21 protein-coding genes, 1 tRNA gene and 1 other RNA gene are annotated in these 23754 nt (G+C 44.2%); 17 read left to right on the forward strand and 6 right to left on the reverse strand.

Translation table 11 applies throughout. From position 1 onward, the window contains the following. Positions 1-166 precede the first annotated feature (166 nt). From WKT05_RS03290 to WKT05_RS03315, 6 genes are all read left to right on the forward strand, one after another. On the forward strand, positions 167-781 hold the full coding sequence (locus WKT05_RS03290) for a TetR/AcrR family transcriptional regulator (protein ID WP_340412889.1): 615 nt from the start codon (positions 167-169) through the stop codon (positions 779-781). 107 nt (positions 782-888) lie between these two features. Beyond that, complete coding sequence (locus WKT05_RS03295; RefSeq protein WP_340412890.1) at positions 889-2658, forward strand: ABC transporter ATP-binding protein; 1770 nt, start codon at positions 889-891, stop codon at positions 2656-2658. Further along, positions 2655-4379: an ABC transporter ATP-binding protein gene (locus tag WKT05_RS03300; RefSeq protein WP_340412891.1), complete on the forward strand. Its 1725-nt coding sequence runs from the start codon at positions 2655-2657 to the stop codon at positions 4377-4379. The genes WKT05_RS03295 and WKT05_RS03300 overlap by 4 nt, the downstream gene beginning before the upstream one ends. Positions 4380-4404: 25 nt before the next feature. Further along, on the forward strand, positions 4405-4995 hold the full coding sequence (locus WKT05_RS03305) for an MptD family putative ECF transporter S component (RefSeq protein ID WP_340412892.1): 591 nt from the start codon (positions 4405-4407) through the stop codon (positions 4993-4995). Continuing rightward, complete coding sequence (locus tag WKT05_RS03310) at positions 4995-5723, forward strand: energy-coupling factor transporter transmembrane component T (RefSeq protein ID WP_340412893.1); 729 nt, start codon at positions 4995-4997, stop codon at positions 5721-5723. Before WKT05_RS03305 ends, WKT05_RS03310 begins: the two co-directional genes overlap by 1 nt. Next, positions 5720-7102, forward strand: coding sequence for an ABC transporter ATP-binding protein (locus WKT05_RS03315; RefSeq protein ID WP_340412894.1), 1383 nt, complete (start codon positions 5720-5722; stop codon positions 7100-7102). Before WKT05_RS03310 ends, WKT05_RS03315 begins: the two co-directional genes overlap by 4 nt. A 426-nt stretch (positions 7103-7528) precedes the next feature. Here the strand turns inward: WKT05_RS03315 and ffs are convergent. The 5 genes from ffs to WKT05_RS03340 form a co-directional block, all read right to left on the reverse strand. Continuing rightward, positions 7529-7793, reverse strand: an RNA gene (gene ffs, locus WKT05_RS03320) — signal recognition particle sRNA large type. A gap of 11 nt (positions 7794-7804) precedes the next feature. Beyond that, positions 7805-7896 (reverse strand) — tRNA-Ser (locus WKT05_RS03325). A 70-nt stretch (positions 7897-7966) separates the two neighbouring features. Next, positions 7967-8917, reverse strand: coding sequence for a biotin--[acetyl-CoA-carboxylase] ligase (locus WKT05_RS03330; protein WP_340412895.1), 951 nt, complete (start codon positions 8915-8917; stop codon positions 7967-7969). Beyond that, positions 8917-9384 carry a tRNA (cytidine(34)-2'-O)-methyltransferase gene (locus tag WKT05_RS03335; protein WP_340412896.1) on the reverse strand — a complete coding sequence of 156 codons (468 nt, stop codon included), beginning with the start codon at positions 9382-9384 and terminating at the stop codon, positions 8917-8919. The genes WKT05_RS03330 and WKT05_RS03335 overlap by 1 nt, the downstream gene beginning before the upstream one ends. A gap of 2 nt (positions 9385-9386) precedes the next feature. After that, on the reverse strand, positions 9387-11669 hold the full coding sequence (locus tag WKT05_RS03340) for a helicase C-terminal domain-containing protein (protein ID WP_340412897.1): 2283 nt from the start codon (positions 11667-11669) through the stop codon (positions 9387-9389). Between the two features lie 87 nt (positions 11670-11756). On the opposite strand from WKT05_RS03340, the gene WKT05_RS03345 reads away from it, so the two are divergent. The 7 genes from WKT05_RS03345 (at position 11757) to WKT05_RS03375 (ending at position 18817) form a co-directional block, all read left to right on the forward strand. Next, on the forward strand, positions 11757-12401 hold the full coding sequence (locus WKT05_RS03345) for a class II aldolase/adducin family protein (RefSeq protein ID WP_340412898.1): 645 nt from the start codon (positions 11757-11759) through the stop codon (positions 12399-12401). 453 nt (positions 12402-12854) lie between these two features. After that, positions 12855-13166, forward strand: a complete 312-nt coding sequence (locus tag WKT05_RS03350; protein WP_215507888.1) for a DUF6110 family protein — start codon at positions 12855-12857, stop codon at positions 13164-13166. A 1-nt stretch (position 13167) separates the two neighbouring features. Beyond that, positions 13168-15249, forward strand: coding sequence for a heavy metal translocating P-type ATPase (locus tag WKT05_RS03355; RefSeq protein WP_340412899.1), 2082 nt, complete (start codon positions 13168-13170; stop codon positions 15247-15249). Positions 15250-15487: 238 nt separating this feature from the next. Then, a complete protein-coding gene (locus WKT05_RS03360; RefSeq protein WP_445323177.1) occupies positions 15488-16612 on the forward strand; it encodes an ABC transporter ATP-binding protein in 1125 nt (374 codons plus the stop codon). Next, positions 16605-17234 (forward strand): ABC transporter permease, encoded by a 630-nt coding sequence (locus WKT05_RS03365; RefSeq protein ID WP_215507894.1) that lies wholly within the window; start codon positions 16605-16607, stop codon positions 17232-17234. Before WKT05_RS03360 ends, WKT05_RS03365 begins: the two co-directional genes overlap by 8 nt. A 1-nt stretch (position 17235) precedes the next feature. Continuing rightward, a complete protein-coding gene (locus WKT05_RS03370) occupies positions 17236-18195 on the forward strand; it encodes an osmoprotectant ABC transporter substrate-binding protein (RefSeq protein ID WP_340412901.1) in 960 nt (319 codons plus the stop codon). Next, positions 18188-18817 (forward strand): ABC transporter permease, encoded by a 630-nt coding sequence (locus tag WKT05_RS03375; protein WP_215507903.1) that lies wholly within the window; start codon positions 18188-18190, stop codon positions 18815-18817. Before WKT05_RS03370 ends, WKT05_RS03375 begins: the two co-directional genes overlap by 8 nt. Positions 18818-18968: 151 nt before the next feature. Here the strand turns inward: WKT05_RS03375 and WKT05_RS03380 are convergent, their stop codons facing one another. Beyond that, positions 18969-19325 (reverse strand): desulfoferrodoxin family protein, encoded by a 357-nt coding sequence (locus WKT05_RS03380; protein WP_340412902.1) that lies wholly within the window; start codon positions 19323-19325, stop codon positions 18969-18971. A 156-nt stretch (positions 19326-19481) separates the two neighbouring features. Between WKT05_RS03380 and WKT05_RS03385 the strand changes: the two genes are divergently transcribed. The 4 genes from WKT05_RS03385 (at position 19482) to WKT05_RS03400 (ending at position 23706) form a co-directional block, all read left to right on the forward strand. After that, positions 19482-20600, forward strand: coding sequence for a THUMP domain-containing class I SAM-dependent RNA methyltransferase (locus WKT05_RS03385; protein WP_215507908.1), 1119 nt, complete (start codon positions 19482-19484; stop codon positions 20598-20600). Between the two features lie 18 nt (positions 20601-20618). Beyond that, the gene (locus tag WKT05_RS03390; RefSeq protein WP_340412903.1) at positions 20619-21689 is read left to right on the forward strand and encodes a SpoIIE family protein phosphatase; all 1071 of its coding nucleotides are present in this window, start codon (positions 20619-20621) and stop codon (positions 21687-21689) included. Positions 21690-22076: 387 nt separating this feature from the next. Next, entirely contained in the window at positions 22077-22589 is a 513-nt protein-coding gene (locus tag WKT05_RS03395; RefSeq protein WP_215507912.1) for a CarD family transcriptional regulator, read from the forward strand. Positions 22590-22596: 7 nt separating this feature from the next. Next, positions 22597-23706, forward strand: coding sequence for a PIN/TRAM domain-containing protein (locus WKT05_RS03400; protein ID WP_340412904.1), 1110 nt, complete (start codon positions 22597-22599; stop codon positions 23704-23706). Positions 23707-23754 lie beyond the last annotated feature (48 nt).

Here is a 23754-nt window from a genome sequence, read left to right on the forward strand (position 1 = left end):
TCAAATGCAATATAAACAACATGCTGCAAGCGAAGCGTTGAAAATTATGACCAAATTAACAGGAGTACTCTATATGTAGATTGTCTAGGCTCCGCTCTTGACAAAAACAAATGAGAATGATAGCCTATATTAAGAGAACGAGTGTCGGTCAATAGGTGGTGAGGTTTTGGCAAAAAGAAATATAAAGGATCCGGAAGAAAGAAAACAGGAGCTTATAAATATAGCATCCAGGCTTTTTGAGAAGAATGGATATGAGAAAGTTTCTGTGCGAGATATTCTCGCAGAAGTTAATGGTGCACCTGGAATGTTTTATTACTACTTCAAATCAAAAGAAGATATTTTCTTGGCGTGTATGGAAACATATTTTGATGAAAAACTAAAAAATAAGTTGGATATACTCCAAAATAAGGAAATAGATTACGAAGAAAGAATAAAAACTTTAAGGGAACTTATAGTAAAAGATATCGGTCAATTTACGACAAGATATAATTTTTCAAAAGAGAATTCAATTACAGATAACTCTTACAGGCTATGGGAATTGATTCATTACATTGGAAAATTTATAGATGTCTATTCAGAGTTTATAATTGAAGGAATTGAAAATAAAAAAATAGAAAATAATATGGGAATAAACAGAGAAAATGTGAGAAGTTTTGCAGCTTTTATTTTATACGGAGCTGTTGGAACAATATATAATGACTATATTATTAAGGGAGAAAACAAAACAAATTCAAGTGAAGCCTTTGGAATAATAGGTGAACTATTTCAAAGACCTCAGTAGAGAAAAATAAAATATAAGTATTTTACAAGGGAAACATCAAGGGTGTTTTCCTTGTATTAGTTTTAAGGCAAATGAACGAACTCGTTCGGTAAGGAGGTATGTTTTAGATGAAAAAGAAGAAATCAATCAAAGATATTATTTCCTACAGTGAAATAAAAAAAGGACAACTTGTAGGAGGGATATTATTTGTTAGTCTTGGTATGCTATTAAGTATTTGTCCAATTTTGGTGATATACAAAGTCATAAAATCTCTATTTTTATATGGAAAATTAGAACAAAGTACAATACAGTTCTGCATCTATGGACTTGCAGCAGTGGTATTGTCATATTGCTTAACTTACATTGGCGGTATTTTATGCCATAAGTTTTCATATGTTTTAATAGCTAACTTAAAAAAGAAGATATTATTTCATATTGGGAATCTTCCTTTAGGATTTTTTACCGGAGACAACAAGTCAAAAATAAGGCAAGTATTAGGATCGGACATGAATCAAATTGAGGGATATTTTTCTCATCAATTACCAAATTTAATTTCAACTTTAGCACTAATTTTAGCAATGATAATTGTTATGTTGAAGATAAATTTAATATTAGGTCTTACGACTTTGTTAATTATATTTGTCGGTTTAGGAATTCAGATTGCAATCATGGCAAAGATTATAAAGTCAGGTGGACTTGAGAAGAACTTTGCAATATTGGATCAAATTAATTCAGCAACTAGTGAATATGTTAAAGGTATGCCGGAAGTGAAAATATTTGGAACAGGAGCAAAATCATTTAAAACTTTTTCAAAGTCAGTAGGAGAATATAGAGACTTTACAAGTTCGATGACATCAATGATAAGACCGGGATTTGTTTCATTTAGAATGTTTATTTTATCTGTTGCTACATTCATAGTTCCAGTAGGAATACTTTTAATGTCACGTAATAATAACTTGGATTTTGCTACAGTTTTTATTTTCTATTTGATTCTTGCACCTGCCATTAGCGTACCTGCATTAAAACTTAGAGATTTTGCAGAAGGGATGAATTTACTAAATGAAGTTGTTTTGAGAATCTACGAAATTATAGATCAAAAAGAATTGGCAATTGAAAATAGCGAGGAAGAGATAAAAGGTCATGATCTTGAATTCGAGAATGTAAGATTTTCTTATGGAGATGAAGAGGTTTTAAAGAATATAAGCTTCTGTGCTAAACAAGGAGAAGTTACAGCATTAGTTGGCTATTCGGGAGCAGGCAAATCTACCATTGGAACGCTAATACCCAGATTTTACGATCCTTCAGAAGGCTCTATTAAAATAGGTGGGGTTAATATAAAAAATATTCCGATGAACGACTTAATGGACAAGATAGCATTTGTTTTTCAAGACAGTGATTTAATCACAGATACAGTCTTCAATAATGTTGCTATGGCAAAGACAGGCTCCACAAAAGAGGATGTCATTAAAGCATGTAAAAAAGCAAGATGTCATGATTTTATTGTAAAACTTCCTGATGGGTATGACACTGTTTTGGTTAAAGGAACTCATTTATCCGGAGGAGAGAAACAACGTATTGCCGTGGCAAGAGCAATTTTAAAGGACGCACCGGTATTAGTATTAGACGAAGCAACAAGTTTTGCAGACTCTGAAAATGAATATCTTATGCAGGAAGCTTTATCTGAATTGGTTAAAGATAAGACGGTTATCATGATTGCGCATCGGTTAAATACCATAGAGTATGCAAATCAAATTTTAGTAATATCTGATGGAAAAATTGCAGAAAGAGGGAAGCATGAAGATTTAATCCTTGCAGATGGAATATATAAGCGACTTTATGAAATTTATAAGAAAACAAATATTTGGCAAATGGATATAGAAGGGAGTGAGAATGAATGATAAGTAATATTACTTTGGGGAAGATGAATAATATAAGAAAATCCATTGCCTTAAATGTTTTGGCTTCTATTTCCAACCTTATACCATTTATTGCTTTGGCGAAAATTGTAGAAACACTATTTTTAAATAGAGGTGCAGATAGTATAGATACGAGCCTTTTATGGAAGTATTTTGGGATAATGGCAATATTTTTCTTTGTAACATTCTTATTGGAAAATTTAGCCACAAAATATACCTATGAACTTGGATACAAGTCAAGTGCAGATGGAAGAATTGAGCTTGCAGACCACATAAGAAAACTGCCGATAGGTTATATTTCAGGGAAAAGCTCAGCAGAGATATTAGATACATTAATGAATGATTTTTTCAAAGTTGAAACGGCAGTAACGCACCAACTACCTCAATTCTTCAGTGGTCTATGTGTAGCAGTTCTTTGCTCAATATTATTTTTGATCATTAATGTAAAAATGGGAATAGCAACACTTATAGGACTACCTATTTCTGTTCTACTTCTCACACTCATGCAAAACTTTCAGAAAAAAATCTATTTGAAAACAAAGAAAATGAGGATAAAAGAGGAAGAAGATACAAACGAATATTTGGATGCCATTAAGACTCTAAAAGCTTATAACAGCATAGATGATACATTAATAAAACTTGAAGAAGATATAGATAACTCAAAAGACGCAAATATTAAGAGTGAGAAAGGGGTTGGTTCATTAACTACTATAGCAAGTATGATTTTAAGAATAGGACTTCCTTTGATGAGTTTAGCCGGTTCCTATTTATTTATAAATGGATCTTTGGAAATTGATACATTTTTAATGTTCTTATTTGTAGGCACAAGAATTTTTGATTCCTTGGAGCTTGCACTTGTAAATTATACAGGTCTACAAATGGCATCAGTTTCAGGAGAGAGAATCATTAACCTATTTAACGCTGAACCCATGTCAGGAAATTGCGATGTAATCGAAAGCAACAAAATTGAAATCTGTGATGTTTCATTTTCTTATAAGGAAACTAAGGTTATCGATAATGTTTCATTAGACATTAATGAAAATGAATTAACTGCTTTTGTTGGTTACTCTGGCTCTGGAAAATCTACACTGATTAAATTAATTTCCAGATTTTATGATCCTAATGAAGGGACAATTAAAATTGGTGGAGTAGATTTGCTAACAGCCGACCCTGATAAATTAATGGATAAATTTTCTGTTGTGTTTCAAGATGTGTATCTTTTTAAAGACACAATTTATAACAACATAAAGTTTGGAAATGAAGATGCGAGTAAAGATGAAATCATGAATGCTGCAAAAATGGCAGGAGCTTATGACTTTATAGTCAATAAAGATGATGGATTTGACACTATGATTGGACAAGGAGGAGCGACTCTGTCTGGGGGTGAGAAACAAAGAATATCAATAGCGAGAGCAATATTAAAAAATGCCCCAATAATACTACTTGATGAGGCAACATCTTCGCTTGATCCTGAAAATGAACTTATTATACAAGAAGCAATATCAAATTTAATTAAGAATAAAACAGTTGTGGTTGTAGCCCATAAATTAAGAAGCGTAATGGGGGCTGATAAAATTGTTGTTTTAAACAAAGGAAAGGTAGAGGAAGTTGGGAAGCATGAAGAACTTATTAAAAATGAAGGACTATATAAAGACTTGTGGAATTATCAAGAAAAGTCTAAAGAATGGAAGATTGTACAGTAACAATCAATTTTAAAGGAGGAAACTTATGAAAACACAAAAGAAATCATCAAAAAATGCAGTTACAGCCGGTGTTTTAATTGCACTTTACTTTGTAACATATTTAGTAATTGGGGCAATATCTATGCCTGTCCCTGTTTTATTTTTACTAATGCCTATGCTTGTAGCACTACTTGCTGCACCAACCTATCATATGCTTCTTGCAAAGACAAAGTCAGCTACTGCTATTGTAATCGCAGGTATTTTACCAAGTATTTTATTAGTTGCAACAGGGCATATTCCAATTGCACCATTAGTGGCAGTGCCTGCCGGAATAATTGCTATGTTCATAGCAAAAGGTGGAAATTATGCAGACTTTAAGAAAAATACAATTAGTCATATGTTTTTTTCTCTAAACTTATTTGGAGGATTCTTACCAATTTGGGTTATGAGAGAAGCATTTTTTGAAAGTGTAATAAAAGGTGGCTTAGATCAAAGCTTTTGTAACACAGTAAGAGCATGGACACCAATATGGATGTTACCGGTTATGATCATAGGAACATTTATATTCTCTTTGATCGGTTCTTATTTTACAAAGAAAATACTAAATAAAAAGTTGGAATCCGCAGGAGTTTTATAATGGAAAATTCAAAGTTTGTTCTGGGGTCAAAATATGACCTCAGAACAAAACTTATCTTACTTATAGGTGCGAATATTTTAATTTTTATGGGATTCAGTTTGGTCTATCAAAGCCTTATTACATTATTTTTCCTTGCCATTATTATTAGTGAAGGTTATAGAAAATCTGCGATAAGGTATATTTTATTTTTTGTAATAAGTGTAGTATTGGAAAAAACTTTAGCCTATTTTAGTATGAATTTTCTTTTGAATTTAATTTTATTTATCTTGGCAATTGGAAGAAAATTTCTGCCATGTATTATCGTGGGTAAATGGATTTTAAATTCCACATCTGTTTCCGGTGCAGTGGCAACATTACAAAAATTAAAACTTTCAAAAGACTCGCTCATAATGATTTCTGTAATATTTCGATGTTTGCCTACCATTAAAGACGAATGGAGTCATATAAATATGGCGATGAAAACGCGAGGAATTAATTTCAACTTAATAAATTTAATAAGGAAACCAACATTAATTATGGAGTACTTTTTTGTACCCTTATTCGTAAGTGTGATAGAAATTGGGGATGAGCTCTCTCAATCAGCCATTATAAGGGGGCTTGATGCTCCTGTTCAAAAAACAAGTAGATACCTGATTAAGTTTAGAAAAAATGACATTGGTGTTCTAATTCTTATGATTTTAATTTTATCAATAGTAATATTTATGAAAGTGTCGGGGTGGGACTTATGATTGAAATTAGAGAATTAAGTTTTAAATACAAGGGAGGAGCTAATTACTCATTAAAAGACATTAATTTAATTGTAAAAAAAGGAGAATGCATTCTTCTATGTGGTAGAAGTGGTTGTGGAAAGTCGACTCTCTTAAAGCTTATGAATGGCATAATACCCGAGTTTTATGATGGGGACATTTCCGGCAGTGTTATGGTCAATGGTATGAATATATTTACCACACCAATTTATAAATTATCTAAGAGTGTAGGCACGGTTTTCCAAAATCCCAAAACACAATTTTATACAACCAATACAACCGATGAAATTGCTTTTGGTTTAGAAAATTACGGCATAGAAAGGGAAGTAATTAACAAAAGAATTGAAGAAGTTGAAAAAGAGCTTCATCTTGAAAACTTGATGAATAAAAATATATTCAGTCTTTCCGGAGGAGAAAAGCAGAAGATTGCTATAGCAAGCATTTACGCATTAAACCCAGAGATATTTATTCTTGATGAACCATCTTCAAGCTTAGACATAAAGTCAATGAAAGAACTATCGCTTACAATAAAAAAGCTTAAATCTTTAGGAAAAACTATTATTATTGCAGAACACAGGCTGTGGTATTTAATAGACATTGTTGATAGAGCAATATACTTAGAGGATGGAAAAATCATCAGAGAATATAGTATGGACGAAATTGAAAATCTAAGTGAAGATGAACGAATGAGAACGGGACTTAGGCATTCTGATTATAAAGCCATTGAAAGATTTGATGATTTTGAAACTTCAAATAAAGGGACTTTATTAGAGTTAAAAAATCTGATGTTCAAAAGAAGTACCAGAACAATTTTGTCCATTAAGGATCTTAAATTTAGCTATGGGAATATTATTGGGATTGTTGGAGAAAATGGAATTGGGAAGTCTACATTAGCAAAAATCATATGTGGCTTATACAAAGATAATAAAGGGAAAATTTTAAGAGATGGTGAGAATTTAAATATAAAAAGTAGGCTAAATGAGAGCCTGCTTATTATGCAGGAAGTGAACTATCAGTTATTCACAGACAGCGTTAAAGATGAAATAGTATTAACATCAAATATTAAAGATGATTATGTTTTAGATACTTGGCTAAAAGACATGGAGTTAAAAAACATTGGTGATAGAAATCCTCACACCTTGTCAGGAGGACAAAAACAGAGAGTGATTATTTTATCCGCTTTACTATCCGACAAGAAAATCCTATTTTTCGATGAGCCAACCAGTGGATTGGACTATAGAAATATGAAAATAGTAGCTAAAAACATAAAGAAAGTTAAGGAAAAAGACAAGCTGATTTTAATAATATCCCATGATGTTGAGTTTTTAGAGTCAGTCTGCGATAGGGTTGTAAAGTTTTAGAACAATAATGTACCTTTTCCGTGAGAAGGAGCACGTGTTTTTATCGCATCGGGCATCTTGAAGCAATTGCACCCCTTGAACGTGGAAGGAACTACAATGGGGCATAGCCGCTCGTGAATGGCACACATTATTATTGTTATAAAACGTTTTTTGAAGCACCGGTTACATCGACATCTTGGATTCCTAAAAGAATTGTTGTAATATTGTTTTGCGCTTGTTTGACCCCCTTTATTAATTTGTGGTGAGAAATTGGGAAAACAAGTGCTATCTTTTTGCACAAAAATATCCATTGAGGAGGTTACTCCCCAACGGATATTATAGAGCCAACAAAAACGGCCCCTTCTGCGTGAAAGCGGAAGGGGCTTTTTGTGTGGGAATTTTTTGCAAAGAAAAAGCGGTTCCGAAGAACCGCAATTTTATATGTAGCCATGCACCCGACTTTGCACAAGTCTTCCACGCGTTACCGAGAGAGTTAACTCAGCGTAGGCGAATCTACGTCACATAAGCGGACTTCCTTAGTGCTGCTTCCGTCAAGACCTGACACGGTTCGAAAGGGCTTATTGCGTAGGACCCACACATCAACATCACTTTTCTCGGGCAGGCCGCAAAAGAAATGCGCTGGATCGGGAATTCAATCTTGTTGTAGCGGATTACAAGTTACAGGGCGCCGCTAATTCCCCATCTAGCATGGCAAACTTTTCCTGGCGGAGAGAGGGGGATTCGAACCCCCGATACGCTATTAACGTATACCCGCTTTCCAGGCGAGCGCCTTAAACCAACTCAACCATCTCTCCATTGGATTACAGTATATGATTATAAGGTGGAATTGGTTTGTTGTCAAGGGAAAGTTCAAAATTTGCAAACCTACCAATCGCTTTCGATGGAAATGGCCCCGGCAGACAGGCGAAGGGTGCGGCCTTCAACGGCGACGAGAAGGGCGCCGTCGTCGTCGATGGCTTCGGCCACGCCGGTGTATTCGATGTCGCCTTTGGCGAAGCGAATGGTTTTTCCGATGGTAAGGTTGTACTTGCGGTAGGCGTTCAGGATTTCATCGATGGGCCGCTGAATCCAAGTATGCAGAGCGTTGACGATATCCGCAGCCAATTGGTTTCTGGATATTGCGGCCCCAAGGGAGCCGGCGGTAGGGAGGGATTGTTTTTCGAATAGGCCTTCCGGCGTGGTAATGTTAATGCCCAGGCCGATGACGTAGCGGGCTTTGCCGCCGGAAAAATTCGCCTCTGTCAGGATGCCGGCAATTTTTTTGTGATTGCAGTACAGGTCGTTGACCCATTTAATCTTTATATCTTCGTCGGTTTGCGCCATTAAGGCTTCTTTTAGGGCTACGGCTGCGGTTATGGTAAGCAGTGCGGGATCGGATACGTCGCCCTCGTGAATAATTGTCGAGAGGTAAAGGCCCATGCCGTAGGGGGAGAGGAAGGATTTGCCTACGCGGCCCTTGCCCGCCGTCTGCTCTTCCGCCGCCATAAAGGAAAAAGAGGGAAGGGGTGCGTGTGCGTCTTCTCTGAAGATCGCGTCGTTGGTGGAGTCCACCCTGTTTTTCACCAAGACGGCCACGTCTTTTAACTCGCTTTTCAAGTGTTTTTTAATGATCGCCGCATCCAGTGCTTCGTGGTTTTCGAATAAGCGGTAGCCACGATTGGTGACGGCGTCGATGCGGTAGCCGTCTTGCCTCAGGGCTTTTATGGCCTGCCACACGGCGGCGCGGCTGATGTTTAATTTTCCGGCCATGTCTTCGCCGGAGAGATAATCGTCGGCCTCTTTCAGGGCTTGCAGAATATAATCTTTATTTTTCATCAGGACATCCCCGGGTAATCCAATTGGCGCAAAGCTTCAAAGAGAATAATGTTCACGGACACGGATAGATTTAAGCTGCGGCCGAAATCCTTCAGCATGGGAATGCGAATGGCCGTCTCGTCGTGGGCCTTTAATAACGGCTCGGGCAGGCCCTTGGTTTCTTTGCCGAAGACCAAAAAATCGCCGTCTTGAAATTCAATGTCGCTGTAACGCTTATGGGCTTTGGTGGAGGCAAAGAAGAAGCGGTGGTCTTTGTATTCTTCCATGACCTCTTCGATGCTGTCGTGGTAGCGGATGTCCACGAGATCCCAATAGTCCAGGCCGCAGCGTTTTAAATGCTTGTCGTCGACGGAAAAGCCCAGGGGCCGAACCAAATGCAGCACGCTTTTCGTCAGACCGCAGCTTCTGGCAATGGCGCCGGTGTTGTGGGGAATTTCAGGTTCAACTAAACAGATGTGCAATGTCATATTTACCTCCAAAATGCGTTTATCTTTTCTATCATATCATCCACTGAATCGACGGTTTCAATCCGCCAATGGGCGGGAAGCAGGTTGCGAATGTCGGGGCGCAGGTAGCGGTCGTCTAAAAGAAGAAGTTGGCCTCGATCGCTATGGGAGCGAATGATGCGCCCGGCGGCCTGCACCACTTTCGTGAGCCCGGGATAGGTGTAGGCATAGGCGTAGCCGTCTTTTCCCAGCTGATTGAAGCGGTTTTTAATGAGCTCCCGCTCCCGAGAGAGGCCGGGCAGAGACAAGGTGAGGATGCTCACGCCCATGAGGGCTTCGCCGGAGAGGTCCACCCCTTCGGAAAAAGCGCCGCCCATGACGCTGTAGCCGTGAACCGGGCGTTCGTTTCTGAACCTTGCGATGTAATCGGCCCGCGCCTTTTCCGTCATGGCCCGCGCCTGATCGTGGCCGCTTTCCTCCCAAGCTTGGCAGGCGGAATAGACCTGATTTTTGTAGGCGTAGGAGGGAAAGAAGTGGATGAAATTGCCTTCTCGCGTCGTGGAAAAGGCCTGTAAGTAGCGACTGATCTCTGAAAGGGTGCGTTCGCGATCCTTGTACCTGGTGGATAAATGGGGCGGATGCAAAATCAAGAGATGAGCGGGATCGAAGGGGCTGTCCAAGACCATGGTTTTTCGTGCTTCTCCCGCACCTAAGCAGTGGCCGTGGTAGTCCATGGGGGAAAGGGTGGCGGAAAAATACACCGCCGATTGAAACAACTCTCGCCGGGCGGAGAGCACCTGCGACGGATCCAAGCACAAAAGTTGCAGCTTGTTTTTCTCCGGCACGAAGAAAGTAAAGCGGGTTTCATCGTAATAAAGGTTTAAATTCTGCCAATCCAAGAGGCGGAAGTAGAGTTCGAGAAAATCCTCATCCGGCTCCTTTTTCAGTCGGGCAAGAAAGCTCGCCGCCTCGTCAATGAAATCCTCCACGGCTTCTGAAAAGTCATCGTCTAAGCCATCGTAGGTCCTGTCTTCCGCGGAAGACACGGTACGAATCTTGTCCGCCAAATCGTCGGCAAGGGCTTCGATTTTTTTCGTCGGGTAGTCCACGGCCTCCAGCTCCTCTACGGAGAGGCTGTCGGAGTACATATCTCGGCCCCGATCGATTAAATTATGGGCCTCGTCCACGAGGAGACAGGTGGCTTTCAAGCGGTCCCGATCTTCCATGAGGCGCTCCAAATAGCTTTTCGGGTGAAAGACGTAATTGTAGTCGCCGATTAAAATCGAAGAAAGATTGCTGAGGTCCAAGGCGAATTCAAAGGCACAGAGTCGGTGCTTCTCAGCGTAGCGGGCCACGGTGGGCCCGTCGAATAAATCGGCGTGATCGTAAATATCGGTCATGCCGTCGAGAAGGCGGTCGTAGTGGCCCTTGGCGTAAGGACAGTCCTGAGGCGTGCAGCTGAGCACGTCGTTTAAACAGGCCTTCTCCTTGGCCACAAGCTCCGTACTTTTGATGCGCAGCCCCTTTTCGCGTAGAAGGGCCAATGTTTCCGTGGCCACGGTTTTTTGCGTGGAGCGGCCGGTGGCGTAGAAAACACCCTCTAATAGCTCTTCGCCCACGGCCTTTACGGCGGAAAACAAGGTGGCAATGGTCTTGCCGATGCCCGTCGGTGCCTGGGCGAGGAGGGTGCCTTCTGTTTGAATCATATTGTAAACCGCCACGGCCATGTCCCGCTGGCCCGGGCGAAAATTGTCGTAAGGAAAATTGAGTGCCTTTGCCGAGGCGAGAGACAGGGCCTCGAAATCGGTGAGGCGTTTTTGAATCCGCTGAAATCGCGCCATAACCTCGTCCATAAAGGTGTTTAGCTCGTCGAAGGAAAGGCATTTTTCGTAGCGAAACACATCCTCGTCTTCGATGCGAATGTAGGTGAGGCGCAGATGCACTTCATCGAGGTCCTTGGCCTTGGCGTAGAGGTAGCCGTAGCACTTTAGCTGGGCCCAGTGAAGCTCGTCGGGCCTTTCGTCGATGGCTTCTTTCGTGTAGACCGTCGACTTAATTTCATCCAAAAGATGGGCGTTTTCGTCGACGCCGTCGATGCGGCCTTCCAAATGGATTTCGCCGCCGTCGTAGGCCACGGTGCCTGAAATCTCAACCTCCGATTCAAAAGAAGGCGGATAGGCCCTTTGCAATTTTTGGTGGAGGCGAATGCCTTCCTGTGCCCGCTTGTGAGACAAAAAGCCGCTGTCGATGTCGCCGCTTCGGAGGGTAAAGGCCACCAGCTTTCGTACGGACCAATGGTTTTTCATAATATCACCATCATCATTATACACGCTTTTTGCCTTGCGAGTGAATCGCCGCCCGCGTATAATGTGGCAAGGAGGACTTAAATAATTATGGAAACAAAGGACAGAAATGACCTCATTCAATACGGCCTGACCTTGGTAAAAGAGGGATTCACCTTCGGCAGCGGCGGAAACTTATCCGTCAGAAGCGACGACAGCATGAGCTTTTTTATTACGCCGTCGGGCATGGCCTACGACAGCCTTAAAAAAAGCGACCTTGTACGCATGGATTTAGAGGGCAATATTTTAGGCGGCGAGCGTAAGCCCTCCTCGGAATGGCATATGCACGCGGCGATTTACCGCGCCCGCCCCGATATTCGCGCCCTCATTCACTGCCACAGCAATTACATCAGCGCCTTTTCCACTCTGGGTGAAGATTTGGGACCGATCAGCTATTTAATCGCATCGTCGGGGGCTGCAACTGTGCCTCTTGCGCCATACGAAACTTTCGGCACCGAAGCCTTGGCCCGGTCGGCGGTAAACGCCATGGGTGATACGTCTAAAGCGGTGATCCTCGCCAATCACGGCCTCATCGCCGGCGGGAAAAATTTAAAAGAAGCCATGGGCCTGACTCGGGACTTGGAATTTTGCGCCTTTATGTATATGACCGCCTTAGCGACGCAAAAGCCCATTCAATTCATTCCCGAAGAGAAAATCGATGAAGTTCTCGAAAAACTGAAGAGCTACGGCCAATAAAGCATCGACGAGAAATCGTCGATTTTTTAAGTTGATAAGATGAGTATAATTATCGTTTAAAAAATTTCATAAGATGAAACTTTACGACCGAGAAAGGGAAAAGAAGCGACGGTGCGGAAAAACGTACAGAAGCAAAAAGGGCTAAATGATCGCATTTATCTTTTAATATAAATTTTACGACCCTTTGGACGAGCGTGCACCGGATACGGATTCGAATGAAATAAAGGTACAAAGTCGAAATCATATAGGATGACGCCTATCAATATCAGTTAGCAATTCATAAAGGGCAAATATTCCTAAAAACGCAAAACAATTGTATATAAGAAAACGTTGGAAATAAGTAGATTACCGATAGTTGTACATAGCAGGCAAAAATTATTTTAAGAAATTGTAAAAATAGTATTGATAAATGATAATAAAGGTGATATGATACGGAACAAAGAGGTGATTATTATGAAAAAGAAGTTAATCAGTTTAGGCGCCGGCGTTGTGCTTGGCGTAGTCGGAGACAAAATTCTCAAATCCAATGCAGTAAAGAACTTAGCAGTTTCCACCGTTAGTGGAGGCCTCAAGGTCAAAGAAGGCATCGACAAGACCATCGAAAAGGCGAAAGAAAACGCCGAAGATGTCGTTGCTGAAGCAAAGGTCAAAAAAGCAGAAGACGAACGAGCAAAAAGAGAAGCTGAAGAAGCAAAAGAAACGGCTGAAGATTTAGCAAAAGCGGCAGAAGAATCTGACTGTGTCGCCTGCGACGTAGTGGAATAAGATGAAGGTCGCCATTGCCCATCGTATCCCGGGTCGTACGCGTTTTTCTACGAAGTACCAACTGTCTTATGAAAGGGCCAACAAGATCAAGTATCTTTTGGAGCAAGTGCCCGGGGTATCTTATGCGAAAGTATCTCCCGTATCCGGCAGCATCATCGTCAATCACGATGATGACGCCGGATTAAAAAGAGCTTGTCGCACCCTGTTAGATTTGAAGCTCGCGTCCTTAGATGATTTCGAAATCGAGGACACGAGCTACATTCCCCTTGAAGAAAAAGAATTGTTCCACATCGTGCGCGACGCCTTCGAAGTGCGTTTCGTCATGAAAAACTTTTTGCCCTACCCCTTGGGAACCATCGTGACCTTGGTGCGGGCATCCAGGTTTATTAAACGTGGCTTGGTCGCACTTTACGAACGCAAGCTCAATGTGGAAGTTTTAGACGCTGCGGCCATCGGTGTATCCCTGGCCACAAACGACTTCGGCGCGGCCTCTTCCATTATGTTCCTGTTGAATTTAGGCGAAAAATTGGAAGATTGGACCTTGAAGAAATCCCAAAGCGATTTGGTTCGCACCTTGGAATTAAACATCGACAAGGTCTTTGTCGTAGACGGAGAAGAAAAATACGTCAAAAACCTTCGCGACATCACCATCGGCGATGTTGTAGAAGTTACCATGGGTACCACCATTCCCGTAGACGGCACCATCGTCAAGGGTGTGGGTACGGTAAACCAATCCTCCTTCACCGGCGAAAGCGTGCCGGTTAAAAAGGAAGAAGGCAAAACCGTCTTTGCGGGCACGGTCCTCGAAGAAGGCATGTTGCACGTAAAGACCGAAAAACTTTACAATGAAAGCCGCATCAACAACATCATTAAGATGATCGGCGAAAGCGAAAAGAATAAATCCATGGCACAGAAAAAAGCGGAAAACATGGCGGATTCTCTGGTGAAGTATTCCTTCCTCGGAGCGATTATTTCCTATGCCCTGACCCGCTCTGTGCATAAGGCCAAGGCCTTCCTAATGGTAGACTTTTCCTGCGCACTGAAGCTGACGATCCCCATTGCCGTTATGAAAGCCATGAGCCAGTCCGGACAAATGGACGTTTTGGTAAAAGGCGGCAAGTATTTGGAAAACTTAGCTCAAGCGGATACCATTGTCTTTGACAAGACCGGGACGTTGACCAAGTCTACGCCGACGGTTGAAAAAGTCATTGCCTTCGACGGCCATTCGGAAGATGAATGCCTTCGAATTGCCGCCTGCCTGGAAGAACACTTCCCCCATTCCATCGCCAATGCCGTTGTAGATGCAGCCATTAAACGGAATTTGCGTCACGACGAAATGCATTCCGAGACGGAATACATTGTGGCACACGGCATTTCTTCGAAGATCGACGGAAAAACCGCCCTCATCGGCTCGGCGCACTTTATTTTCGATGACGAAAATGTGCACCTGCCCCCGGCGAAAGAATCCGTTATCGAAGAGCTCAAGGAAAATTATTCCCTTCTGTATCTGGCGTATGACGGCGAGTTAATTGCCGTGCTGTGCATTGCCGATCCCATTCGCGATGATGCGAAAGAAACGGTGGATGCCCTGCGTCAATTAGGATTTACCAACATTGCCATGCTGACCGGCGATGCGGAAAACTCCGCACGCTTCGTGGCCAATGAGTTGGGTCTGGATTACTACCGCTCACAAGTCCTTCCCGAGGACAAGGCGGAGTACATTCAATCGCAAAAAGCCATGGGCAGAAAAGTTGTCATGATCGGCGACGGGATCAACGATTCCGTGGCCCTGTCCGGCGCCGATGTAGGCATTGCCATGCATAAAGGCGCAGATATCGCCCGAGAAATCGCAGATATCGCCATCGGCAGCGACGACTTGGCCTCCATTGTAGAAGTGGTGAAGATCGCCAAGGAATTGCAAGCACGAATTCAACGGGATTACCGCAAGATCATCTCGTTTAATTCTCTTTTAATCGCACTGGGCTACTTCGAGGTCATTACCAATACGACCTCGTCCTTCCTGCACAATTCGTCTACCGTGGCCATCGCCATGGAAAACATGCGGGATTACGCCGTGTCTTAAAAGAAAATACGACCGACTTTGAAATAAAAGAAACTTCAACCGACGAATCATCGATTCGGTTGAAGTTTTTTAATGCCATGAAACGGTCCCGTTCCGCAAAAAGCACAGTGGCTTTGTGATTCAAGGATGCCCCAAACGCTTTATCTAAGAAAAAAGGCCATAAAATAGAGAATACAGTATTCAAAAGGGTATGAATAATAATATAAAGAAAGTTCAGAGAAGAATGGGAGGGCAACACATGATTGAATTTGTCGACGTGGCAAAGATTTATAAAACCCAAACGGCCGTTGAAAATATAAGCTTTAAAATAAATGACGGGGAATTTATCTGCGTCATCGGCACCTCGGGATCGGGGAAGACGACGATTATGCGTATGATTAATCGCATGACCGAGCCGTCGAAGGGAAAAATCTTCATCGACGGCGAAGACATTATGACGAAAAATCCGGTGAAGCTGAGAAGAGAAATCGGCTATGTCATTCAGCAGATCGGTCTTTTGCCCCACATGACGATCTATGAAAACATCACCCTGGTCCCGTCCCTTTTAAAGTGGGATGAAGAGAAAAAGCGAGACATCGCCGAGGCCTTGATTCAAAAAGTCGATCTGCCGGTGGCGTATTTGGATAAGTACCCGAGCCAGCTGAGCGGCGGCCAACAACAGCGCATCGGCGTCGTGCGGGCCCTGGCTGCAGATCAAAACATTATTTTAATGGACGAACCCTTCGGGGCTCTGGATCCCATTACCAGGGAGGCGCTGCAAAATTTAATTAAGAACATACAGAAAGAAATGGGGAAGATCGTGGTCTTCGTAACCCACGACATGAATGAAGCCTTAAACCTGGCGGATCGCATTTTAATTATGGACATGGGCCACATGGTGCAGTACGATACGCCGGAAAATATTTTAAAAAACCCGGCCAATGACTACGTTCGCGGCTTGTTGGGGGAAGATAATTTAAATAAGGCGAAGACCTCTTACAACTCCGTCGAGACCATTATGATTCGCGACCCTGCTTTCATTAATGAGGGGGAAAGTACGCGGGAGGCCCTGAAATTAATGCGGAAAAAACGAGTGGACACCCTCTTTGTCACCGACAGGAAAAATACGCTGAAAGGTGTCGTGGGTATTTTCGAATTAGGGAGGCTTGGCCGCATCGATACCCGTGTTTCGGAAATTATGAACGATGCCGTCTCCATAAAAAACACGACGAAAATCATCGAAGCCATTCACCTCATCGTGGAGTTGGGCTATAGAAACCTGCCCGTCGTCGATGAAAAGGGAAAATTGGTAGGCATCGTCACCCGCGCCTCCGTCGTCGATACAATTTACAACAATATTATCGGCGGTGATGCAGATGATTAATTTCTTTGCGGAAAATTATCGCCTCATCGGCGAAAAATTGCTGGAGCATTTGTCTATTTCGGCGATTTCCCTGGCCTTGGGCATTCTCGTCGCCGTGCCATTGGGCATTTTGCTTTCAAAGTATGAAAAGATTTCAAAGGGCGTCATGGGCGTGGCGTCGGTGCTTCAGACGATTCCCTCCTTTGCCCTTCTCGCCATGATGATTCCCATATTTGGTGTGGGAAAGAAGACGGCCGTCTCCGCCCTGTTTATCTACTCCCTGCTGCCCATCTTGCGAAACACCTTTTTAGGCCTCACCTCCGTCACCCCGTCGGCCGTGGATGCGGCCAAAGGCATGGGCATGGAAGAAAGGCAAATTTTGACGAAAGTAAAGATTCCCTTGGCCCTGCCGGTGATCATGGCGGGGATCCGCCTGTCGGCGGTCTATGTTCTGGCATGGACCACCCTGGCCGCCTATGTGGGTGCCGGGGGATTAGGAGACTTCATCTTTAACGGACTCAACAATTACGTGCCGCCGATGATTCTTTGGGGCACGATTCCCATTACCGTGCTCGCCCTTTTAACAGACTACCTGTTCGGGAAATTGGAAAAGCGGTTGTCGCCATACAAGGGAGGTGAATGAGATGAAGAACATGAAAAAGCTTCTTCTGATTTGTTTTACATTCCTTTTGACGGCCTGTTCTCTGCCGGGCATCTCATCTTCCGTAGACAATGACGTCATCGTCGCATCGGGCACCTACACGGAAAGACAGGTATTGGCGGAGATCGTCACCCAAATGGTGGAGCACAACACGGATTTAAAGGTGAGTCAGGTTAAAAATCTGGGCTCCACCACCATGACCCACATCGCCATGGAGAAAAAAGCACTGAATGTGGTCGGCGGCATGTATACCGGCACGTCCCTTACGGGAGAATGCGGTATGGTGCCGGAAAGAGATCCGGAAAAGGCCATGGAATCGGTGCGGGAAAGCTATTTAAAAAAGTTTAACCGAATTTGGTTTCCGTCCTACGGCTTCGACAACACCTACGCCTTTATGGTGACGAAAGACTTTGCTCGCGCCCACAACTTAACGAAAGTGTCTCAACTGAAAGGCATCGCCGACGAGGTGAAAGTGGGCGTGGATTCCTCCTGGGTGGAACGGCCCGGCGACGGCTACGAAGCCTTCAAGGCTACCTACGGCTTTGAGTTTCCGCATTTTTATGCCATGGACATCGGTCTCGTTTATTCCGCCTTATCCGGCGGAAACATGGATGTGGTATTGGGCTATTCCACCGACGGGCGAATCAATTCCTATGATCTCGTGCTTTTGGAAGACGACTTAAAGCTTTTCCCCGCCTACGATTGTTCTCCCGTGGCTTCGGTGGAGATACTGAAGAAGCATCCGGAGCTCATCGGAATTTTACTGAAATTAAAGGGAACCATCTCTTCCGAAAAAATGCAGGAATTAAACAAATTGGCATCGGAAGACCGCATGGAGCCCCAAGTCGTAGCCGAGGAATTTTTAAAAGCGAACAATTACTTCGACGATGTGAAGGTCGATCAAAAGGAACTGGAACGAATCCGAGGTGAAGTCAATGGTTAATGAACTCATAAATTATTACGCCACGAACTTCAACTACATTGCGGAACAATTTTCCCGCCACTTCCTTATCGCCATTTACGGCGTGCTCTTTGCCTGCATCGTGGGCATTCCCTTGGGATTTTTCATTTCAGGGAGAGAAAAAATCAGAAACATCGTCATGGCAGTCGTGAATGTCATTCAAACCATACCGGGGCTCGCCATGTTGGCCATTTTAATGATGCTCATCGGCATCGGCGCAAACACCGTGGTCTTGTCCGTGTTTTTGTACGCCCTCTTGCCCATTATTAAAAATACGATTACCGGCATCGACGCCATCGATCCCGGCATCATCGATGCGGCACGGGGCATGGGCATGACCCAAGTGCAACAGGTGATGAAAGTGGAATTTCCACTGAGCATTTCCGTCATCATGGGCGGCATACGCAACGCCCTGGTGGTAGGCATCGGCGTCGCCGCCATCGGCACCTTTATCGGCGCCGGGGGCCTGGGCGATATTATTACCCGGGGCACGACGGTGGCCAACGGCTCCGCCATTATTTTGGCCGGTGCCATTCCCACGGCCCTGATGGCCATCCTATCCGATGTGTTTCTCGGGTGGATCGAAAAGAAATTAAAACAATAGCTATGGCGCACGACCGTCAATCCTGTAAAAGAGAAAACCCGAGGCTCGGAAATTCCGAATCTCGGGGTTTTTAATGGAAACATTTTGAGTCGATGAAGGCAACAAAAAACGCCCCCGAAAGGAGGCGTCGGATCAGATCACTGATCGTCAATTAAAGTTCAACGACATTTTCCCAGAGGCCGTGGATGTTGCACATGCTCAGTGCGTAAACGGTGCCCTTCTTTTCGCTCTTGAAGCAGGTGTTGACTTCGGGAACAGTAAAGACGTCGCTTTCGCCGTGTGCGTTGAATTCATAGCTGCCGATTTCCACAGGTGCTGCAGCGCCTTCAGCCTTGAAGAAGACTTTGATCCAAGAAATGTGGTGTTCCAATGTGTTCGGGTGTTCGATTTCCTTGCCGACGGCAACGGAAACTTTAACGAAGCCGCCTTCGAAAGAAGCTTCGATTTCGGGAACGTGTTTTTCGTTCTTAAAGTCGCCGGATTTGACGGTTTCGGTTAATTTTGTCATGAATCATTACCTCCCAGTAATTCTTAGTTTTATTTTACGATGTTTATATACCCATTATTTCAAAAAAACCACAGTGATTTCATCTTTTAGCTCCGCCTTTTCGGGGAATCATGTTCAAATGAGGTGTAATTTAGTATAATAGTGTGGAGGTGTTCTATGATTTATTTGGAAGCAACGGCAAACATCGGCATGGAAGCCGTTTTGAAACGGGAAGCTCAGGCTCTGGGCATGAAAAACATTCGCGTGCAAGACGGCCTTGTGTCCATGGAAGGAAAGACGGAAGACATCAGTCGATTAAATTTACATTTGCGCACGGCGGAGCGGGTGCACTGGGTGCTTGCCCGCTTTGAGGCGAGAAGCTTTACGGAGCTTTTCGACGGCGTATACGATTTGCCTTGGCCGGACATTATGCCCAAGACGGCGAATTTCATTACCGAGGCCAAGAGTAAAAAATCACAACTCTTTTCTTTGTCGGATATTCAAAGAATCACGGAAAAAGCCGTGGTCAACAAATTGCAGACTCGCTACAAAACCGAATGGTTTGAAAAAAACGGGGCACGCTACCGCATCGGCGTGCGAATTGTCGACGACTTGGCCACGATTTATATCGACACATCCGGCGACGGCCTTCACGATCGGGGCTACAGAAAGCGCTCGGTGAAGGCGCCATTAACGGAAACATTGGCATCGGGGCTGGTGCAGCTCAGTTTTTGGAACAAAAACCGTATGCTCGTGGATCCCTTTTGCGGCAGCGGCACCATTTTAATCGAGGCGATTCTTTTAGGCAGAAACATCGCTCCGGGGCTGAATCGTCGTTTCGACTTTGAGTATTGGAACCTGGAGGGGACCAATGAAAAGGCCATGCGAAAAGAAGCCTTTGAAATGATCGACTACGACAGCAAATTGGAGCTTTACGGCTTCGACATAGATCCTAAGGCCCTGGAAGCGGCGCGGATTAATTTGGATTCCCTGGGCTTTTTAGACGACGTGACCTTAAGGGAAAAAGACATCGCGCAGCTGGACCTGGCCGGAGACTACGGCGTCATCATTACCAATCCCCCTTACGGCGTCAGGATCGAAGACAAAGAGTCGGTCATGGCACTAAATCGTGAGCTGGGTCAATTGGCGAAAGCATTGCCCACATGGAGCCACTACATTATTACGGCGGACGAAGGCTTTGAATACGGCTTCGGCAAGAAGGCGGACAGAAAGCGCAAGCTTTACAACGGAAAGATCAAGACAGACTACTACCAATACTACGGTCCCAGGCCCTAACAGGGGAAAGAGGCAGGCATGAGAAAGAGCGAAATTCCAAACAACATAATCGAGACCAAGCTTTTGGACACCATGACCGATTTAATTCGCGTCGTGGACAAGGACAATCGCGTGGTCTACTATAATCATGCCATGGAAAAAGTATTGGAGAAAAACGAAAGAGACGGAAAGCACGACGATGACCGCATGACGGCCCGCGCCCTTGGAAGTGGCGAAAACATTCAGCGGGAGACCTACATCGGCGAAACCTACTATTCCGTAAAAACCAATCCCATTCGATCGGAAGCCGGAGATATTATCGGCGCCATCGAAGTGTTTCGCGACAAGAGCGTGGAAAAGCGGCTTCAGGTGGAGTTGATCGAAAAGAATCGCGCCCTAATCGAGGAGCAAATGAGTGCCGCCTCCATTCAGCGGGCCCTTTTGCCCCAGCGGGGTTACGATCGGTTTTTCTATACAGACTATTTCTACCGACCGGCGGAAATTTTAAGCGGCGACTTCTTCGACATTATTGAAATCGACGAAGACCACACAGCCATTTACATGGCCGATGCCGTGGGCCACGGCTTCGCTTCCTCCATGGCGACCTTATTTATTTCCCAAACGATGCGGAACATGGATCCGGAGATTTTGGTGGATCCCACCGTGGCCATGATGGGGCTGGTGCATCGCTTCCGGGAGCTGAATCCGCCGGACACCATGTACTTCACCATGTTCCTCGGCGTGTACTCGAAAAAGAACAGGAAATTCACCTATGCCAATGCCGGCCACGATTGCCCGCCCCTATTAAAGCGAAACGGCCACGTGCGGCTCTTGATGAACGCGGGCTTTCCCGTGACGCAATTGGTGGAGGCGACGTTTTATGAGTGCCGCAGCGCCTATTTGCAAAAAGGCGACGAATTATTATTTTACACCGACGGGATTACGGAATGCCGCAGTCGGGGCAGAAAGCAGTACGGCGTAGATGCCTTGCGGGATTTGTTCAGCCGAATCGGCGACGATCCCCTGGCGGAAATTCAACAGACACTTGACGATTTCATTTACGAAGACATCGTTGACGACATGACCTGCCTTTATGTGAAGATGATTTAGGCGAGGCGGAGGATTTAAAATCTCTTGAGCCTCTCCGTGAGTTGGTGTGAGAGCCCGTAAAGACCGTGGAAATGTTTATAATAGAAGAAAAGGGCTTCGTTTAAGTCCTTACACGCCATCGGCATAAAGGCATGGATCTTTGTGCCGTTTTTTATTTGTTTTATTGTATTGGCGGGAGCCTGTGAAAGACAAGCTTGCCTGAATGGCGAACCGCGGAAAAATCAGGAAGAGAGAAATAAAAGAAGAAGATGTTTTGCGGAAAAACCCGTCCCTCGAAGAGAAACTTTTTACAAAATCACTTGAAACCCTATCCCGTATGTGATAGTATGTTAAATTTTTCTGATTATGGTATAATTAAATAGAATATAGGCAGGAGAGGAGGAAGCTATGTTTAAAATAGGTGATAAGATCGTCTATCCCGTACACGGTGCCGGCATCATCGTCGATATCGAGACCAAAGTCATTTTGGGAGAGAAAAAAGAATACTACGTCATGAAAATTCCCGTAAACGAAATGAAAGTGTTGGTTCCCCTGGGCAGCATGGGCGATGTAGGGATTCGCGATATAAAAACACCGGAAGAAATGGACAAAGTCTTGGAGGTATTGAAGGATCCCGGGAAGGAAAAAATGCCGACCAACTGGAATCGGCGCTATCGCTTCCATCAAGACAAGATTAAAACCGGCGACCTGGAAGAAATTGCCAAGGTCATTAAAAATCTGGAAAGCTTAGACAGAGAAAAAGCCCTCTCTACGGGGGAACGTAAAATCCTTAACACGGCCCGGCAAATTATATTGTCCGAAATGGTCCTCGTTTACGACAAGTCTTTCGACGAAGTGGTGGAGCTGGTGGATCAAACCATGGCGGACGGATGTTTGAAGGACATTGAAGAAAGAAAGTAGGGTGCCCATGGGAATTCGATCCAATCGCATCTTCCACTGGGCGTTCCGACTGCTCTTTACCCTTTTGGGATTGGCCGTCGCACGCCTGGTCTTAAGACTGTTGCGCGATTTGAATGCCATGAAAATACTGGGCCGCCTGATTCCCCCTGCAGCGATTCCCGTGGTTATTTTTATTTTATTTGCCATTTTATTTTTTATTCTCGGGAAATACGCTTACGGGGCGCTTTGGCGGTTTGTAGGTTTTGTCGAATCAGAAATGAAAGACGTGCCTGCATCGGATATTTTTTGGGGCATCTTCGGTCTGATTATCGGAATCATCATTGCCTTTCTCGTCTCCCTGCCCATCTACAGACTGAACATCGATTACATCAGCAGCTTTTTATCTCTGATTATCTATGTCGTACTAGGGGTGCTGGGCATACGGATTATGCTCTTTAAAAGGGAAGAAATTGCCACATCCATTCGGAATCTTTTTCTCCAGGGAAGCGGCGCTGTGAAATTGAAAAGCGTCGATAAAAAACAGGGCGTACCGAAGCTTTTGGACACCTCGGTGATTATCGACGGGCGCATCGTCGATATAATCGAGCTGGGCTTCATTGAAGGGCCCATCGTTGTGCCGAACTTCGTTTTGCGGGAGCTTCAGGGCATCGCCGATTCTTCAAACGGCATGAGTCGGGCGAAGGGCCGAAAGGGCTTGGATGCTTTGAAAAAGCTCCAAGAAGACAGTCGCTATAAAATTAAAATTCTGGAAAAAAGCTACGGCGATATAACGGAAGTGGACACCATGCTTCTGCGCTTGGCCAAAGAAGTGAAGGGCGTGGTGGTGACCAACGACTATAATTTAAACAAGGTGGCGGACGTGCAGGGCATACGGGTGTTGAACATCAATGCCTTGGCCAATGCCATGAAGCCCGTCTTCGTCGCCGGCGAGAAGATCAATGTCTTCGTCGTCAAGCCCGGCAGTCAGGACAAACAGGGTCTGGGCTATTTGGACGACGGCACCATGATCGTCGTGGAAAACGGCATCGACTACATCGGCCACAATGTGGACTGCAAAGTGACCAGTATGCTTCAAACCTCGGCGGGAAAAATGATTTTCGCCAAACCATTGGATTAAAAAAGCGACCCGGTTCGTGGGGCTCCACGTTCCTCGGGTCGCTTTTCA

This window comes from Peptoniphilus sp. HCN-40583 (assembly GCF_037892835.1).
Lineage (GTDB): Bacteria > Bacillota > Clostridia > Tissierellales > Peptoniphilaceae > Aedoeadaptatus > Aedoeadaptatus rachelemmaiella.

What these genes read in the sequence shown, in the direction of transcription:
- WKT05_RS03385 (WP_215507908.1), top strand. Translation starts at nt 19,482, where the DNA reads ATGATTTATTTGGAAGCAACGGCAAACATCGGCATGGAAGCCGTTTTG.
- WKT05_RS03345 (WP_340412898.1), top strand. Translation starts at nt 11,757, where the DNA reads ATGGAAACAAAGGACAGAAATGACCTCATTCAATACGGCCTGACCTTG.
- WKT05_RS03375 (WP_215507903.1), top strand. Translation starts at nt 18,188, where the DNA reads ATGGTTAATGAACTCATAAATTATTACGCCACGAACTTCAACTACATT.
- WKT05_RS03395 (WP_215507912.1), top strand. Translation starts at nt 22,077, where the DNA reads ATGTTTAAAATAGGTGATAAGATCGTCTATCCCGTACACGGTGCCGGC.
- WKT05_RS03310 (WP_340412893.1), top strand. Translation starts at nt 4,995, where the DNA reads ATGGAAAATTCAAAGTTTGTTCTGGGGTCAAAATATGACCTCAGAACA.
- WKT05_RS03390 (WP_340412903.1), top strand. Translation starts at nt 20,619, where the DNA reads ATGAGAAAGAGCGAAATTCCAAACAACATAATCGAGACCAAGCTTTTG.
- WKT05_RS03330 (WP_340412895.1), bottom strand. Translation starts at nt 8,917, where the DNA reads ATGAAAAATAAAGATTATATTCTGCAAGCCCTGAAAGAGGCCGACGAT.
- WKT05_RS03370 (WP_340412901.1), top strand. Translation starts at nt 17,236, where the DNA reads ATGAAGAACATGAAAAAGCTTCTTCTGATTTGTTTTACATTCCTTTTG.
- WKT05_RS03340 (WP_340412897.1), bottom strand. Translation starts at nt 11,669, where the DNA reads ATGAAAAACCATTGGTCCGTACGAAAGCTGGTGGCCTTTACCCTCCGA.
- WKT05_RS03400 (WP_340412904.1), top strand. Translation starts at nt 22,597, where the DNA reads ATGGGAATTCGATCCAATCGCATCTTCCACTGGGCGTTCCGACTGCTC.
- WKT05_RS03315 (WP_340412894.1), top strand. Translation starts at nt 5,720, where the DNA reads ATGATTGAAATTAGAGAATTAAGTTTTAAATACAAGGGAGGAGCTAAT.
- WKT05_RS03365 (WP_215507894.1), top strand. Translation starts at nt 16,605, where the DNA reads ATGATTAATTTCTTTGCGGAAAATTATCGCCTCATCGGCGAAAAATTG.
- WKT05_RS03350 (WP_215507888.1), top strand. Translation starts at nt 12,855, where the DNA reads ATGAAAAAGAAGTTAATCAGTTTAGGCGCCGGCGTTGTGCTTGGCGTA.
- WKT05_RS03360 (WP_445323177.1), top strand. Translation starts at nt 15,488, where the DNA reads ATGATTGAATTTGTCGACGTGGCAAAGATTTATAAAACCCAAACGGCC.
- WKT05_RS03305 (WP_340412892.1), top strand. Translation starts at nt 4,405, where the DNA reads ATGAAAACACAAAAGAAATCATCAAAAAATGCAGTTACAGCCGGTGTT.
- WKT05_RS03380 (WP_340412902.1), bottom strand. Translation starts at nt 19,325, where the DNA reads ATGACAAAATTAACCGAAACCGTCAAATCCGGCGACTTTAAGAACGAA.
- WKT05_RS03295 (WP_340412890.1), top strand. Translation starts at nt 889, where the DNA reads ATGAAAAAGAAGAAATCAATCAAAGATATTATTTCCTACAGTGAAATA.
- WKT05_RS03335 (WP_340412896.1), bottom strand. Translation starts at nt 9,384, where the DNA reads ATGACATTGCACATCTGTTTAGTTGAACCTGAAATTCCCCACAACACC.
- WKT05_RS03355 (WP_340412899.1), top strand. Translation starts at nt 13,168, where the DNA reads ATGAAGGTCGCCATTGCCCATCGTATCCCGGGTCGTACGCGTTTTTCT.
- WKT05_RS03300 (WP_340412891.1), top strand. Translation starts at nt 2,655, where the DNA reads ATGATAAGTAATATTACTTTGGGGAAGATGAATAATATAAGAAAATCC.